This is a genomic window from Romboutsia sp. BSD2780061687b_171204_C1, from assembly GCF_015560225.1.
Taxonomy (GTDB): Bacteria; Bacillota; Clostridia; order Peptostreptococcales; family Peptostreptococcaceae; genus Romboutsia_C; species Romboutsia_C hominis.
In genome coordinates this window covers 21,152-37,017 of sequence record NZ_JADMRK010000010.1, presented here as the reverse complement: position 1 = coordinate 37,017, position 15,866 = coordinate 21,152, and the positions used below count along the sequence as shown (strand labels likewise).

Here is a 15,866-nt window from a genome sequence, read left to right as displayed (position 1 = left end):
TGCTTATAACAAAAACAAAAAAGGCAGAGAAAAATCTCTGCCTTTAAGAAATTATTGATTTTATTCTTAAGGTAACTTATTTATTTTATTAGATAATAAATAACAGCATTAATTTCCAAGTGAGTCAAATTGTAAATCAAAGCATAGTAATACTCTTGCAGTCATAGTTGTTGATAATGCTGTAATTACAACAGCATTTAATTGAGCTACTGAAATTACCGCTTCTTGATTTGGTGCTATGACAATGTCAATAGGACTTGCTTGAACTCTAATACTTACAGTTCTTGATAAGTTTCTAATCTTTATTGTAGCACGTGTAGTAGCTGGATCAGATGAGTCATAAACAACTACTCCAGCAGGTGTAGCAGTTGATCTTATAGTAAATTGTTCCTTAACAAATCCTTCACAGCATCTACTTTCTATATCACATACTTCATCTCTTATATCCTCAAAATCGTCTCTTTGGAAATATTCACAATTATTATTTCTGCACATATTATATTAACCTCCTTTTAATTAGGACAGCTTATTTGCTTGTCCTTTAATATAATATGTTTTAGATAAAATTTCGTTACACTAATCGACTTTTTTTACATTTTTTGCTATTAATTTAAATTTCCAATATTTCAATAAACTTTTATCATTAATTTATATAAAATACTATAAAGATAATAAAAGGATATGAACTTATGTCATATCCTTTATATATTTATCTTCTTTTCTTTTTCATAGGCTTAGAACTTTTAGAAAACTTTTTACTTGACTGATTATTTCTATCGTTTTTACCTCTAGATTTTGATTCATTATTTCTTGAAGAATTTCTTCCTCTTGAAACCTTATTATTTGAATTTTTAGAATTCATGCTTCTATTTGAATACCCTCTAGCTTCTCTTGGTTTTATTAAACATCTTGGATTAAATCCTATTAAATCTTCCCTTCCAGCTTCAACTAATGCTGCATGCACTAAATCATAGTTTCTTGGAGCACTATATTGAAGTAATGCTCTTTGCATAGCCTTTTCTTGTTTAGACTTAGGAACATATACTGGTTTCATAGTTAACGGATCTATTCCTGTATAGAACATCGTAGTTGATAATGTCCCTGGAGTTGGATAGAAATCTTGTACCTGCTCTGGTTGATATTTAATGTCTCTTAAGTACTCTGCAAGCTCTATAGCTGAATTTAATGTTGAACCTGGATGAGACGACATTAAATAAGGTATAATATATTGTTTTTTGCCAGCTCTTTCACTTAATCTAAAGAATTTTTCTCTAAATTTATCATAAGTATTTCCTGCTGGCTTTTGCATATGTTCTAAAACTTCTTCTGCTATATGCTCTGGAGCAACTTTTAATTGCCCACTAACATGATGTTCAACAAGCTCTTTAAAGAACTTATCGTTTTTATCAGCCATTACATAGTCATATCTTATTCCTGAACGTACGAATACCTTCTTAACCTTAGGTAAATTTCTAACTTTTCTCAATAATTCTAAGAAATCTGTATGGTCAACTTTTAAGTTCTTACATGGATCTGGGTGTAAACATTGTCTATGCTTACACGCCCCTTTAGTTATTTGCTTTTTACATGCTTCATGTCTAAAGTTTGCTGTAGGTCCTCCAACATCATGTATATATCCTTTAAAATCTGGAAGTTCTGTTATATATTTAGCTTCATCTAGTATAGACTCATGGCTTCTACTTTGTACTGCTCTACCTTGATGGAATGTTATCGCACAGAATGAACAGCTTCCAAAGCAACCTCTTGAACTTACTATACCAAATTTAACTTCTTCTATAGCAGGTATCCCACCCATTTCTTTGTATATAGGATGATAATCTTTAGCATAAGGTAGTGCATAAACTTTATCTAGCTCTTCTCTATTTAATGGTGGTTCTGGTTTATTTTGAACTAAGTACTTATCACCATGTCTTTGTATTATAACTTTTCCTCTATATGGATCTTGCTCATCATATTGAATTTTAAATGCTTTTGCATATTCTTCTTTACTTGAACATACATCTTTATATGATGGTATCTCTACATAATCATCATATATTTCTTCTTTACTATCTGCTATATAACAAGTTCCATTTATATGTCTTATATATTTAGGATCAAATCCATCATTTAAAGCATTAGCTACTTCTACTATTTGTCTTTCACTCATACCATAAACTAATAAATCTGCACCACTATCTATTAGTATAGACTTTCTTACTTTATCTCCCCAATAATCATAATGGGCAAATCTTCTTAAACTTGCTTCAAGCCCTCCAATTGCTATGTTAGCATCTTTGTAAGCTTCTCTAATTTTATTACAATAAACTATTACTGCCCTATCAGGTCTAAGTCCCATTTTGCCACCTGGAGAGTACATATCTTTGTCTCTACGCTTTTTACTTACTGAATAGTGATTAACCATCGAGTCCATATTTCCTGAATTAACTAAGAAACCTAGCCTTGGTTCTCCTAACTTCATAAAATCATCAGTACTTTTCCAATCTGGTTGTGCTATTATTCCTACTTTATACCCTGCATTTTCTAATACTCTAGATATTATAGCTGTACCAAAGCTATGGTGGTCAACATAAGCATCTCCTGTAACTATAACAAAATCTAGTTGTTCCCATCCTCTATCTATCATATCTTGCTTGTATATAGGTAAAAATTTGTTTTCCATTTTATCACCTGCTTAATCTATATTTGTCTATTTTAACATATTAAAAATTCATTTTCTGTCTTTAGGTCTTAAGATTTAATTATATCATTAATTTACTTTATTTTTAATCATTATTTGTTTATTTTTATCAAAATTAAAATAAGTATGGTAATTTTATATAATTTCCTGGAAAATATTTATGCTTACTGTCTCATTTTATATTTTACTACACAAAATAGATACTCTTAATTATTATTAACCACTTAATATAAATATCAAACAAAAGTATTAGTTAAAATGTTTATTTATTAGTTTTTAGGCTATAAAAAATTTTTAATTTGCTTAAAATTTAAAATAGCGATGAGATATCTCATCGCTATTTTTTATATTATGCGTTTTGTAATTCAGCTTCTTTAACAAATATAGTTTTACCTTCTTTTATAGTTTCTAATACTTTTATGTTTTCTATTTCCATAGTATCAACTTCAAGAGGGTTTTTATCTAATATAACTAAGTCAGCTAATTTACCAACTTCTATACTACCTTTTACATCTTCTTCGAAGTATTGATATGCACCATTTATAGTTACAGCTTTTATAGCTTCCATAACTGATATTCTTTGATGCGCTCCTAATACTCTTCCTGATTCTGTAGTTCTATTAACAGCTGTATGCATAGCTATTATTTGGTTTGGCATTTTTACTGGTGGATCTTGGTGTAGCGTAAACTTTATACCCTTCTCTAACGCCCATCCTATTGGAGATATATTTTGAGCTCTTTCTGGTCCAAATACTTGATCATGGTGTAAATCTCCCCAGAATCTTACATGATCATTGAAGAATGTTGGTATTGCACCTATTTCTTTAACATCATCTAATTGGTCTTCTCTTAATGCTTGACAGTGAACCATAACAGGTCTTAAATCTGCTTTACTTCCTGTTATTTCTAAAGCTTTTTTGTAACATCTTAAGAATTGAGCACAAGCCTCATCACCATTTACATGAGTATGAACTTGTACATTTAAGTTTATACAATCAACAAAGTAATTAGTTACAACTTCATCAGTTTGAGTTCCATATCCACAGTAATCAGCTGGTTGACCTTCTGGCACAACGTGATAAGGCTTACTTAACCAAGCAGTAAATCCTTGTGGAGATCCATCTAACCAAGTCTTAGCTCCTGCTAACTTATAATGATTGAAGTATTCTCTCTTTGGAGTTCCTTCATTTTTCATTAAATTCATTGTTGATGGCTGAGTAGCAAGTCCAACTATATCTATCATTAACATATTATTTTGAGCACATGCTCCTAATATATGATTATAATGATTAGCTTCTTCTACTGAAGCATCTTGAGTTGTTGTAATACCTAATGATGCATATATCTTTTGAGCTTTAACAACAGCCTTTAAAACTTCTTCGAATCCTGGAGCTTTTATAACTTTTTTCTTTTCACTATCTAATATAGCATTTTCTTCTAATACTCCATTTGGTTCTTTTGAGTCAGGTGATACAGTTCTTACAACTCCACCTTCTGGAACTATATAGTCATCACCTACATATCCATATAATTCTAATGCTTTAGAGTTTACAGCTGATAAATGCCCTGATGCATGAGAAACAGTTATCGGTACTTCTGTACTTATTTGGTCTAAGTCAAACTTAGTTGGATGTTCTCCACCTTCAAATTTAGTGTTATCATATCCAAATCCTATTAACCAGTTTCCATCTGTTGGAGGATCACTTTCGAAGGCTTCTTTTAGTCTAGATAATAGTTCTTCCTTAGAAGTTACATCTCCTAATGTTACTATCATTAAAGTTTGAGCTACAGCAACTACATGTCCATGAGGATCTATAAACCCTGGAAGAATTGTTTTCCCATCTAGGTCTATTTTTTCAGTAGTTTCATCTGCTAACGCAAGAACTTCTTCATTACTTCCTACTGCTTTTATTTTTCCTTCTTCAACTAATATAGCTTGTGCTATTGATTCATTTTTATCAACAGTTACCACTGTTCCATTGAAGTAAATCTTTTTAGTCATTGTATTTCTCCCTTCACCAGGCAAGTTTTAATGTATATATATAAAGCTACTTACTAATATAGCAAGTAGCTTTTTAGCTTATTTAAATAATTAGTATATCATTAAGCTACTTTGTCTTTTTTAACTGATCCACTTAACTTGTAAGCTTCCCAATGTTTGAATGTAAATATAGCTAGTGCTGTTACGTTTATTCCTGAAAGTACAAATAATAATAAGTCAACAGCTTCAAATACCACGTTAGCTCCAAATACTGCTAAAGTACCAGCAGCTATTATTAATACTAAATATATTGCTATATTTTTGTTAACTGGATTTTGCTTAAATAACTTTGTCATGTAGTAGTAAGATCCAAGTATTGTAGTTAATGCTGATAATACTGTGAATGCTGCTAATACAATTAATCCAAATATACCAACTACATGCTCAGCAGTAGCAAAGTATCCACCTAATCTTGCAACAGTACCTGCTGCATTTCCATTAGCATCAACTAATGCTAAAGTTCCTACCTCAACTCCATAAGAAGCTATATATGAAGTAACAACTATAGAAACGAATACTGTTACAGCTGTTGGTAATAACGATATCATAGCTGCTTCTCTTGGTTGTGAGTCAGATTCTTGAGCAGCCATTGCTAATGCTCCAAGACCAGTTTCTGCTGTTTGTATAACCTTTTGCATACCTAATATAAATCCTAATGGCACACCCATCATTGCATTAACTGGATTCATCATACCTTTTATCATACTTCCAAAGAAAGTAGGTATGTAATCAGAAGTCTTAAGAACAAACATTGTAAAGAATATGAAGTATCCAGCAACTGCTGTTCCTATCATATAAGTCATTGCTCCCATGAATAACTCATGCTTTTTAGATAATACTAATGCAGCAACTACCGCTATTACTGGTATAACTATAAATAAATATCTTTGAACTAATGATAATTCGATTCCAAACTTATCATTTAATACTGTAGCAAAAACTGAATCTATACCACTAAATTGGAATCCACCAAATCCGAATACTGCTAATGCAACGAAACATACAGCATATGTTATTCCTAATTTAGGGCTTATTAGAGTAGATATATACTCCTTTGGAGTTTTCCCCATTATTTTTGAGTTTAATGTTTCAGAATATGAAACAGGAAGCATTATTAATGAACCTATTAACGCCCATATAGCCATAGCTTCTATATTTGCTTGCCCACTTGCTGATAATTTTGATAATGCACCAAGAACACCTATTATTGCTCCTGTACCTATCATTGCCCCTAAAGATATAGAAGCTGGCCCGATTACATTTTTCATTTGTAATTTAGCAGGCTTTGTAGCTTGTTTTTGTATCATGAAGATTGTTCTTATAGCCATTGTAGCGCCAACAACTAATATAAATGGTAAGAATACTGGCCATATAGCTTCAGATACTTTTGTTATTGCAACTTCTAACTGATGTAGCATCTTTTATGTTCTCCTTGTAAATATTTATTTTGATTTTTATTTGTTTTTTGTATATCTCCCCCTTTAAAATATACAAAAAAAATAGGCTTCACATTCATTAAGAAATACAACAATTTATAAAAGTTAATCTTATCCATTGTATTTTTCCATCAAAAAACTGACTATTCTTACGTATTTTATTAATTAAATAATAACGGTATATCTATAGCAGTTTTAAGATTTAAATAAAAATTATAAAACTTAAATAAAAATTATAAAACTTTTAAGATTAACTATATAAAATTATTGGATCATTAATGATTTTGTTAGTGCCTATTTACAGTTACTACAATATCAATTTTTTATTATTTAAGTCAATAAATTATTTTGACCCTTATTTTCTTTTTTCAACAAATTCAAATATTTTTGAAATTCGTCAACATAATTTCTAGTAAATTATTAATTAATTTCACCATTTATTATTCTAGTGTAAACTAATGCTTTTGATATTTTTTCTAAAATTTCTTCTTTTTCACTTACTAGCATATTTTCTTTTTCACTCCATACAATATCAAATACTTCATCGCATATTTTTTTGAATTCATTATCTTTAATAATTGCATAATCATTTACCCCATCCATAGGATGTGTTTTTATTAACTTTAGATTCTTAGATAAATACATAGATGGACTTAAACCTGAATCAAATTCTTCTATGGAGCTATTTTCAATAAGTTTAATTTCTATATTTTCATGTTCTTTTATTATTTTTTCTATATTTTTTATATGTCTCTCCATTTGTTCTAAAGTCAATTTTACTGGTTTATTAAAGAATGTTATTTCTCCTGTCGATATATACTTCATTAGTTTTGCTTCATAAATTAATACCTTTATGTTAGATTGATATGTTACATTTTGTAAAAATGCATTTATTTGACGCAACTCTTGCAATAACTCTTTGTCATTTCCAAATACATCTTCTGCAATTTCTATAAATAAATCAGATGGCATAAAGAATTCATTCATAACTCCTAATACCCACTTTAAGTCTTGCCCCATTATATATTGTATATAAGTTTTATTCTTTAATAAATCTAGTGGAGTTTCTTTCTCTACAAGCAATTTACCTTGATTTTTTAATATTTCTTCTAAACTATAATAAACTTCATCTATGATAGCCTTTTCTTTAGACATATTTGTAAATAAGCATTGTCCATTACTTGCAAATATGGCACTATGGAAAATTCTATCCTTTATAACAGCTAAAATGTTACTATTATCTACATTACAGTTATATACTTCAAAATCTAAATTAGGATATGTTGTTATCATGTCAATTATAAGTAGTGTATTTAGTACCTTATCATTTTGATTCCCTTCAAACCCAGTTAATACCCTTGCTTTTACTTCTTTGTCTTTTTGTATGCTATATAACGCTGTTTTCATTTCTGATATAGAAACTTTATCATTTCCATTAAGTCTATATAGGTTTGCAGATAATATTAGATCTAGCTTACTCGATTTACTTATATGAAGTATTGCATCCTTTGCTAAATACTGTTTTCTAAGCCTTGGGTTTATATGCATCATACTATTATAATTATCTTCAGAATGTGTATTCTTATATATATTAGAAGAACTTTTTTGTGCCGTAACCATATATGATTCTTTTAAACTTCTTTCTATATATTGAGCTAATACAGTATCGTCTTTTACTTCTACCTCTATTTCAAAGTAGTGTTTAAGTTCTTGCTTTGATGTAGAATTTAAAGATTTAACTATAAACTCTGATGTAATTTTACATATACTAGATATACTTTTTTGAGTTGGTAGGTTTCTCCCATTAATCCATTTACTTATATAAGATATATCGTATCCTAACTCTTTTGCTAATGTACTCTTTTTTTGATTTGATAAATAAAGTAACTTTTCTAGTAGTTGACCAAATGCAATATTTTTCAACCTATTCACCATCCTTTTTTTCGCTCATTCTTTTATGATTTCTTAATATTATTATATATTTTATTTATTACTATGACTCCATTTTATAGTATATCTGACAATAACATACTAAGTATAAATTAATCAAAGTTGATTTTTAATTGAAGTTGTTGAATATTCTTGAATCAAGTTTCAATTTTGTTCATCAACCTTCCTTTGTTTTTAATATATCACTTATGATATCCTTTTTCTAGGATATATTTCATTTTAACCTTAAATTTTACATTTATATCCATTTTAATGTGTCTATTTACAAAAAACAACAACAAAGGAGAAATCATACAATGAACACTAAAAGTAAAAAATTCGCAACTGGTTGGTTAATAGTAGTTGCATGTATGCTTATACAAGCTATACCATTTGGAGTTGCTGCAAATATCCAACCACAATTTATGGCTTACATCCTATCTCCTGATTCAGGATATGGATTTACACAAGCTGGATTCTCATTAATATTTACATTAGGTACAGTTGTATCTGCTATAGCATCTCCATTTATAGGAGCAATGTTTAATAAAGTTAGTGTTAAAACAATGTACTTAATGGGTTCTATACTTTCAGGTGGAGGATTCTTAGCATTCTCTATGTGTAAAGAATTATGGCAATTTTACCTTGTTGCTGGTATAGTTCAAGTTGGTACAGCTGCTATATCTTCAATCGGGGTTCCGTTATTAATAAATGGATGGTTCGATGAACTATCAAAAGGTAAGGCAATGGGACTTGCTTTCGCTGGAGGATCTATAGGTAATATATTCCTTCAAAGTATGACTGCTTATTCATTAACTAATTTCGGTATATCTAAATCATACTTTATGTTTGGTGCTTTATCATTAATCGTGGGTATACCTATAACTTTATTATTCTTAAGAATGCCAAAGAATGATAGCGAAATAGTTAGAGGTAAGAAAAAAGACAATGGAAAAGAAGAAAAAGAGCAAAGTACTGTTTCAGTTGATTGGGGATACTCTTTAAAAGAAGTTAAAAATGTTAAATTCTTCTGGTTATTTGCTTTAGGATTATTCTTCTTAGGTATGTATGTTTCTGTACTTGCTGTACAATATCCTGCTTACTTAAAGAACTTCTTAAAAGTTGATCCTATGATAGTTGGTATGGTAGGTTCTACATTCGCTATATTCTCTCTTGGAGGAAACTTATTTGGTGGAGTAATATTTGATAAATTAGGTATAACTAAAGGGCTTATGGTTGCCTTTGCATTAGCTGCTACTTCTTGTTTAGCTCTAATGAATGCAGGTTTAATACCTATGTTAGCTCCAATATTTGCGGCTTTAAAAGGATTATCAGTATTCGCTTACATGATGGGACCTTCTTTACTTGCAGGATCATTCTTCGGTAAAAAAGAATTTGGTGCTATACTTGGTGTAGTTCAAATATTCTTCGCAGTAGGATTTGCTGCTGGTTCATCAATATTTGGATTATTAGTTGATAAAATGGGATACAGCGTAGCTTGGATATTCGTTTTAACATTTATAGTTGTATGTTATGTATCTTTAATAACTGCTTCTATAGGTATGTCTAAGTTAAACAAAGAAAGAATAGCTAAATTACAAAAAGATGCTTCTTCTCAAGGAGTTGCTTAATAATAATTAAGGAGTGTATAAAATACACTCCTTTTTAATTTTTATTTTATATTTAATTATGATTTAATGCATATTTTTATGCAGCTTTCCTAATTTCTAAATTTCTTATTTTATATTTTTTCCATTCAAACTCTGTGAACATAGCAAGTGCCATAATATTAATAGATGTTGATATAAATAATAATATCTCTAATAGTAAAAATACTAATTCTACATTAAATACAGATAATGCACCTCCTAATATCAATAAACCTACATAAACAAGATAATTATTTTTAACATTAAAATTGGCTACATTTATAAGTACAAGATACCCTCCTAATAAGGTGGTTAATGCAGATAAAGCTATAAATGTAAATAGTATTAATATCCCAAATTTACCCGTTACACTAATTATAGTATCAAAGTATGACACTAGCTTCTCGTATCCATTAACTGAAAAATTTATTATTCCTTCACTAAGTCCATAAGATGCTATATATGAAGTAACTAATACCGATATAACAATAAGTACTGTTGTTAGTATAGAAGATATTAAAGCAGCTTCCCTTGGTTTAGCATTTGATTTCATAGATGCTAATGCAAGTGTTCCAAGACCTGGTTCTGCTATTTGTATAACTCTCTGAAGTCCAAATATAAGACCTAGTGGTATTCCAAACAACACGGATACAGGATTTTTAAATCCTATAATAATACGCTCTACAAATATAGGTATATACTCTTGTGTTTTATAAAGAAATATGAAAAATGATAATAAATAAGTTGAAAATGATAATATTACCATAGTCACTAAAATTCTTAAAAATATACTCTGTCTGTTTTTAAGTATAATGGTTATTAATATAATTATTACTGGAATAACAATATACATATATCTTTGTAGTTCATTAAATTCTAAACTTACTATTTTATTTATACTAGTAGTTGCTACTGCATCTATCCCACTTAACTGTATTCCCCCTATAGCAAATATATATAATAAAACTAAAGATGCAACATACAATTTTGATGCTTTAGTTGATATAAATGCTTTTATATATTCTTTGGGTTGCATTCTCACAACTTTAGATATTAAAGTTTCACAATATGATATAGGTATTAATATTATCGATCCAAGTAATGCCCATATAGCAATTGATTCAACATATATTTGCCCACTTATAGAAAGCTTACTAAGTCCAGTTAAAAAACCAACGACTGTTCCTGTTCCCATCATAGTCCCCAAGGCTACGGTACTCTGTGGAATTATGTACTTGTAATTTATTTTCCCCTTTGTCGTAATGCGTTGCCTTATGTTAAAAAAAACTTGCAAACATATGTATGTCCCAAGCAAAAGCAAAAAAGGTATAAACATAGGCCAAACAACATTAGATACTACCCTTGCAATATACTCCATGTCAACTCTCTCCTTTAAATTAAAGCATAATAAAAGTAACACTTATCAATAAGTGTTACTCTTATATTATACTATATTTTAAATATAGTTTGTCCTTCTTTTATACTCTTTATTTCCTAAATTTACTTAACTTTAATCTATCATATATTTATAAATTTAAAAACTCTATTATACTTTCTTCACTATAATTTATAACTAACTCTTTAGGAAACTTCACATCATTTATTACCTTTTCAGAATATGGGAATTTACCTACATCATAAGATATATGTGCATCACTTCCAAGTATTACTTTTGCATTGTATTTTTTACAACATTCAAGTAGTGTAGTTACATTATCCCAAGCCCCTTGTCTAAAAGTCGTCGGCTTTAGAGATGAATTATTTATTTCTAATGCTATGTTTCTCTCCTTTGCCTTTTTTACTACTTTTTCATAATTAACTGGATATCTACTATCATCTAAATGTCCTATTATCTTAACTTTTGATTTATCCATTACATTAAGTACAGCTTGTGTATTTTCTTCTACACTTCCAGCATCTATACATGGTGTGTGTAAGCTAGCTATAACATAATCTATATGTGTAAGCATGTCATCATCTACATCTGTATTTCCTTCAAAATCTACAATATTTGCTTCTATTCCTCTAAGTACCTTAAGTCCATTAACTTCTCTTGGTATACAATAAATATTATGGAAGTAATATGGGTGTGGTCCACCTGGCATATTTGGTGCATGTTCTGATAACCCTAAATACTTTAATCCATTATCAATAGCCGATTGTATATTTTCTTGTACTGTACTATATGCATGTCCACTTACTATTGTATGTGTATGTAAATCTATTAATGCTTTCATTTAAATTCTCCCTATAAATTATAATTTTTACTGTGTTATTTTCTTAAATAAAGACCATAATAATATTAATAAAATTAATCCTAATACTACTAAACTCATTATTCCCAAAAAATCAAATACTATAAATAACATCGTTTCAAACTTAGAACTACTCGGTGTAAATATTATATCCCCCTAATAATATACAGTTAAAGCCATATTGTTTCACAACATGGCTCTTCATATAATGTTATTTTTGTAAATTTTTAAATTTATCTTTAAATAATTCGCCTAATGAACCTAATGATTCTTCAACTTCTAAAAATTCTGAGTAATCTTCTTCTGGTTCTTTATTAGCTTCTTTTATAGATAATATCATTTTTCTATTCTTTGGCTTAAATTCTATAACCATAGCGCTAACTTCATCGCCAACATTTACTACATTATTAACTCTCATAACTCTTTCTTCACTTAATTCAGATATTGGTAAGAATGCCTCTACACCTTCTCTTATCTTAACAATAGCGCCTTTTTCTATAGTTCTAACTACAGTTCCAGTTATTATATCATCTAATTGCACTTCTTGCTTTATTAATTCCCATGGATCATTGTTTATATCTTTTAACGCTAATGCAAACTTTTTGTTTTCTTTATCTATATCTAATACATAAACTTGTACTTCTTGTCCTTCTTGAATTACATCTTCTACAGACTCTACTCTTTCCCAAGATAAATTGTTTTGGTGAAGTAAACCTTCTATTCCACCGATATCAACGAAAGCTCCATAAGGCATCATTTTAACAACTTTACCGTCTCTTTTTTGTCCAACTTCTAAAGATTCAAATAAAGCTTCTTTATCCGCTTTAACTTTTGCTATATGAGCTTCTCTTTCAGCTTTAATTCTAGCTCTTTCAGCTTCTTTTTCCGCCTTTATTCTTGCTCTTCTTTCTTCTCTTTCTTTATCAATTCTTTCTTGTAATACTTCTCTATGACTAGCTACTAATCTATTTTTCTTTAAATCTAGCTCTTTTATATATACTTCTAAATTACGTCCAACATACTCTTTTGTATCATTTACAAACTTAGTATCTAATTGAGATATTGGTATAAATAACGTTTGCGTTTTATAAGTAGCAAATACTCCTCTTTCTATGTTTTTATTTACATTAACAGTTATTATTCTATGTTCATTATGTATTTTTTCTAATTCTTTTATATCTGCTTCTTTATCTAATCTTAATTTTGATAATTGTATCGTTCCATCTTTATGGTTAACCTTTGTTATAACAGCACTTATTTCATCTCCTACATTATATACATCACTAGTATATTTTCCTTTAGGAAGATTTAATTCGTTTGTAGGTATTATCCCATCAAATCCAAAGTTAAGTTCTAAGCTAACACCGTCATTACTTACCTTAGATATTTTACCGTTTATAGTTTCCCCAACTTTTATGTTGTTTAGTTCTTTTTCTTGTTGTTCTAAAAGTTCTTGCATTGATAAATTATTCGTCATAGTTATAAACTTCCTTTCATAATAAATATCATATACAAATATTATACCATTAATATTTCAAATACTTATATTTTTCTTACAACATTTTAAAGTTATATGCTAAATTTTAAAAATATGTTATTTTATAAAATAACTTCTACAGCTTCTTTTATGACTATACTTTCTTTATCTACATTACAATCATAGGATACTATATTTACACCTTTTTCTCTTGCTCTTTTTAATGCTTCCCATAATTCAAAGTGCATTTTTTTATTAGGAGTAAAATATTTTACATTATCCATCTGAACTAAAAAAAATATATAGCACTCATATCCATCATCTTTTGCTTTTATTAATTCATTTATATGTTTTACTCCTCTTTCAGTTTTTGCGTCGGGAAACATCACCACACTATTCTCTTCTAGTGTTACTCCCTTTATCTCTATAAACACCTTTTTATTTTTAGTTTCTAAATATATATCAAATCTTGAATCATGGTATTTCTGTTCAGGCTTAATATAGGTTATTTCTTCATTAAGGCCAGGAAGTTGTATTAAACCCTTCTCTAATGCTTCATATACTACTTTATTTGGTATCTGAGAATCCATATTTATTAGACGTTTTCCTTTTTCAACTGAAACTAGTGAATATTTTGTCTTTCTATTTGGATTATCACTCTCTTCTAAATATACAGTACAACCTTCTATTAATAACTCTTTACATCTCCCTGTATTTTTAACATGTACTTTTTCTACTTTTCCATCTATATCACAATAAGCTATAAATCTATTTGGCCTTTCTATAAATTTTCCCTTTACGATTTTATTATACTTCATATATCTCTCCTTAATGAAAATTCAATTTTATTACAATAATTATTTACAATAAAAAATCTCTTATAAATATATATATCCATAAGAGATTTTTTAACTCTATTAATTTGTATTTAAGCTTTCTTTATCATTAGTGTTTATACTTTTACTTTCTATATTGCTTAAATTTTTCTTATAAAACACCATAAAGCATATTGCTGTTGTTATAACTGCCGTTATATCTGCTATAGGTTGTGCTAAAAGCACTGCAAATAACTTATTTTCCATAAATGTTGGTAGTATATATATTAATGGTATTAATAAAATTACTTTTCTAAGTAATGCTAAAAACAGAGAAATTTTAGCTTGCCCTAATGCAAGTAGTGTATTTTGACATGCTACTTGTATTCCAAATATAGTTATTCCAACAAAATAAATCCTTATACTCCAAACTGTTATTTCAACTAATTTTGGATCACTATTAAATATCCTAACAAACATCTCCGGCATTATCATAAGCGCTGTACACATTGTTGCCGTATATCCTAAAGTAATTAATATCGTTAATTTAAAAGCCTTTTTAACTCTACCAATTTGTTTTGCTCCATAGTTGTAACTCATTATAGGTTGAGAACCTTGAGTAACTCCCATTGTCGGAAGCATTATTATCTGCATTATACTACTCATTATAGTCATTGCACCTACAGCTAAATCGCCACCATACATTTGAAGCTTTGTATTTAATGTTATTAAAACTAAACTCTCCGTAGCTTGCATTATAAATGGTGCAACTCCAAGCCCCATTACTCTTCCCATTATTCTAAAATCTATTTTTAAGTATTTTTTTCTTATTTTTAATGTTGTCTTACCGCTTAGTAAAAATCTTATTACCCACATTGCTGATATTGCTTGAGATATAATTGTAGCTGTAGCAGCACCTCTAACACCCATATCTAATCCAAATATTAATATTGGATCAAGTATTATATTCATAGCCGCACCTATAGATACTGTCATCATACCTATTTTTGCGAAACCTTGTGTATTTATAAATGGATTCATACCAAGTGCAACGAGAACAAATATAGTTCCTATTAGATATATACTTAAATAATCCATTGCATAACCTATAGTAGCTTCACTTGCTCCAAACGCCCAAAGTAATGGTTCTTTAAATACTAAAAATACTAGAGTTAGTAATATTGCTAACAGTACAAGTGTAGAAAAACTATTGCTCATTATTTTTTCTGCGCCATCATTATCCTTTTCACCCATTTTTATTGCAGCTAATGGAGCTCCCCCCATCCCTACTAAAGCCGCAAAAGCTGCTACTATTAATGTTATTGGGAATGCAACTCCAACACCAGCCATTGCTATATCTCCACCTTGCATTCTCCCTATAAATATTCTATCAACTATATTGTATAGTACATTTACTAGTTGAGCTATTATTGCAGGTGTTGCTAGCTTAAATATTAATTTAGGAATGCTTCCCTTTCCCAAGTCCGTGACATTATTACTCATCCAAATTCCCTCCTAGATTTATTATATTTTAAGTTTACATTGTCAACTATTTCAAATTTA

General features: G+C 29.1%; 11 protein-coding genes. 1 reads left to right on the top strand and 10 read right to left on the bottom strand.

What is annotated here, in order from left to right; all coding sequences use genetic code 11:
- Positions 1 to 108: 108 nt before the first annotated feature.
- The 5 genes from I2H23_RS13025 to I2H23_RS13005 all read right to left on the bottom strand — a co-directional run bounded on the left by I2H23_RS13025 (position 109) and on the right by I2H23_RS13005 (position 8,101).
- Positions 109 to 495 (bottom strand): hypothetical protein, encoded by a 387-nt coding sequence (locus I2H23_RS13025; RefSeq protein ID WP_092923186.1) that lies wholly within the window; start codon positions 493 to 495, stop codon positions 109 to 111.
- A 214-nt stretch (positions 496 to 709) separates the two neighbouring features.
- A complete protein-coding gene (locus I2H23_RS13020) occupies positions 710 to 2,683 on the bottom strand; it encodes a YgiQ family radical SAM protein (RefSeq protein WP_195581724.1) in 1,974 nt (657 codons plus the stop codon).
- Positions 2,684 to 3,050: 367 nt separating this feature from the next.
- Positions 3,051 to 4,703 carry an amidohydrolase gene (locus I2H23_RS13015; RefSeq protein ID WP_092923180.1) on the bottom strand — a complete coding sequence of 551 codons (1,653 nt, stop codon included), beginning with the start codon at positions 4,701 to 4,703 and terminating at the stop codon, positions 3,051 to 3,053.
- A gap of 101 nt (positions 4,704 to 4,804) precedes the next feature.
- Positions 4,805 to 6,160 carry an alanine:cation symporter family protein gene (locus I2H23_RS13010; protein WP_092923177.1) on the bottom strand — a complete coding sequence of 452 codons (1,356 nt, stop codon included), beginning with the start codon at positions 6,158 to 6,160 and terminating at the stop codon, positions 4,805 to 4,807.
- Positions 6,161 to 6,598: 438 nt separating this feature from the next.
- Positions 6,599 to 8,101 carry a helix-turn-helix domain-containing protein gene (locus tag I2H23_RS13005; protein ID WP_092923175.1) on the bottom strand — a complete coding sequence of 501 codons (1,503 nt, stop codon included), beginning with the start codon at positions 8,099 to 8,101 and terminating at the stop codon, positions 6,599 to 6,601.
- A 323-nt stretch (positions 8,102 to 8,424) separates the two neighbouring features.
- Here I2H23_RS13005 and I2H23_RS13000 point away from each other — a divergent pair, with 323 nt between their 5' ends.
- Positions 8,425 to 9,738, top strand: coding sequence for a conjugated bile salt MFS transporter (locus tag I2H23_RS13000; protein WP_166504866.1), 1,314 nt, complete (start codon positions 8,425 to 8,427; stop codon positions 9,736 to 9,738).
- Between the two features lie 76 nt (positions 9,739 to 9,814).
- Here the strand turns inward: I2H23_RS13000 and I2H23_RS12995 are convergent, their stop codons facing one another.
- The 5 genes from I2H23_RS12995 to I2H23_RS12975 all read right to left on the bottom strand — a co-directional run bounded on the left by I2H23_RS12995 (position 9,815) and on the right by I2H23_RS12975 (position 15,806).
- Positions 9,815 to 11,134 (bottom strand): hypothetical protein, encoded by a 1,320-nt coding sequence (locus I2H23_RS12995; protein ID WP_195581723.1) that lies wholly within the window; start codon positions 11,132 to 11,134, stop codon positions 9,815 to 9,817.
- Positions 11,135 to 11,282: 148 nt separating this feature from the next.
- Positions 11,283 to 11,993 (bottom strand): phosphatase, encoded by a 711-nt coding sequence (locus I2H23_RS12990; RefSeq protein ID WP_092923166.1) that lies wholly within the window; start codon positions 11,991 to 11,993, stop codon positions 11,283 to 11,285.
- Positions 11,994 to 12,222: 229 nt separating this feature from the next.
- A complete protein-coding gene (locus I2H23_RS12985) occupies positions 12,223 to 13,488 on the bottom strand; it encodes a 30S ribosomal protein S1 (protein WP_166504864.1) in 1,266 nt (421 codons plus the stop codon).
- A 122-nt stretch (positions 13,489 to 13,610) separates the two neighbouring features.
- The gene (gene sfsA, locus I2H23_RS12980; protein WP_166504863.1) at positions 13,611 to 14,306 is read right to left on the bottom strand and encodes a DNA/RNA nuclease SfsA; all 696 of its coding nucleotides are present in this window, start codon (positions 14,304 to 14,306) and stop codon (positions 13,611 to 13,613) included.
- A gap of 99 nt (positions 14,307 to 14,405) precedes the next feature.
- Complete coding sequence (locus I2H23_RS12975) at positions 14,406 to 15,806, bottom strand: MATE family efflux transporter (protein ID WP_195581722.1); 1,401 nt, start codon at positions 15,804 to 15,806, stop codon at positions 14,406 to 14,408.
- Positions 15,807 to 15,866: the final 60 nt, after the last annotated feature.

What these genes read in the sequence shown, in the direction of transcription:
- I2H23_RS13015 (WP_092923180.1), bottom strand. Translation starts at nt 4,703, where the DNA reads ATGACTAAAAAGATTTACTTCAATGGAACAGTGGTAACTGTTGATAAA.
- I2H23_RS13010 (WP_092923177.1), bottom strand. Translation starts at nt 6,160, where the DNA reads ATGCTACATCAGTTAGAAGTTGCAATAACAAAAGTATCTGAAGCTATA.
- I2H23_RS12975 (WP_195581722.1), bottom strand. Translation starts at nt 15,806, where the DNA reads ATGAGTAATAATGTCACGGACTTGGGAAAGGGAAGCATTCCTAAATTA.
- I2H23_RS13000 (WP_166504866.1), top strand. Translation starts at nt 8,425, where the DNA reads ATGAACACTAAAAGTAAAAAATTCGCAACTGGTTGGTTAATAGTAGTT.
- I2H23_RS13020 (WP_195581724.1), bottom strand. Translation starts at nt 2,683, where the DNA reads ATGGAAAACAAATTTTTACCTATATACAAGCAAGATATGATAGATAGA.
- I2H23_RS12990 (WP_092923166.1), bottom strand. Translation starts at nt 11,993, where the DNA reads ATGAAAGCATTAATAGATTTACATACACATACAATAGTAAGTGGACAT.
- I2H23_RS12995 (WP_195581723.1), bottom strand. Translation starts at nt 11,134, where the DNA reads ATGGAGTATATTGCAAGGGTAGTATCTAATGTTGTTTGGCCTATGTTT.
- I2H23_RS12985 (WP_166504864.1), bottom strand. Translation starts at nt 13,488, where the DNA reads ATGACGAATAATTTATCAATGCAAGAACTTTTAGAACAACAAGAAAAA.
- I2H23_RS13025 (WP_092923186.1), bottom strand. Translation starts at nt 495, where the DNA reads ATGTGCAGAAATAATAATTGTGAATATTTCCAAAGAGACGATTTTGAG.
- sfsA (WP_166504863.1), bottom strand. Translation starts at nt 14,306, where the DNA reads ATGAAGTATAATAAAATCGTAAAGGGAAAATTTATAGAAAGGCCAAAT.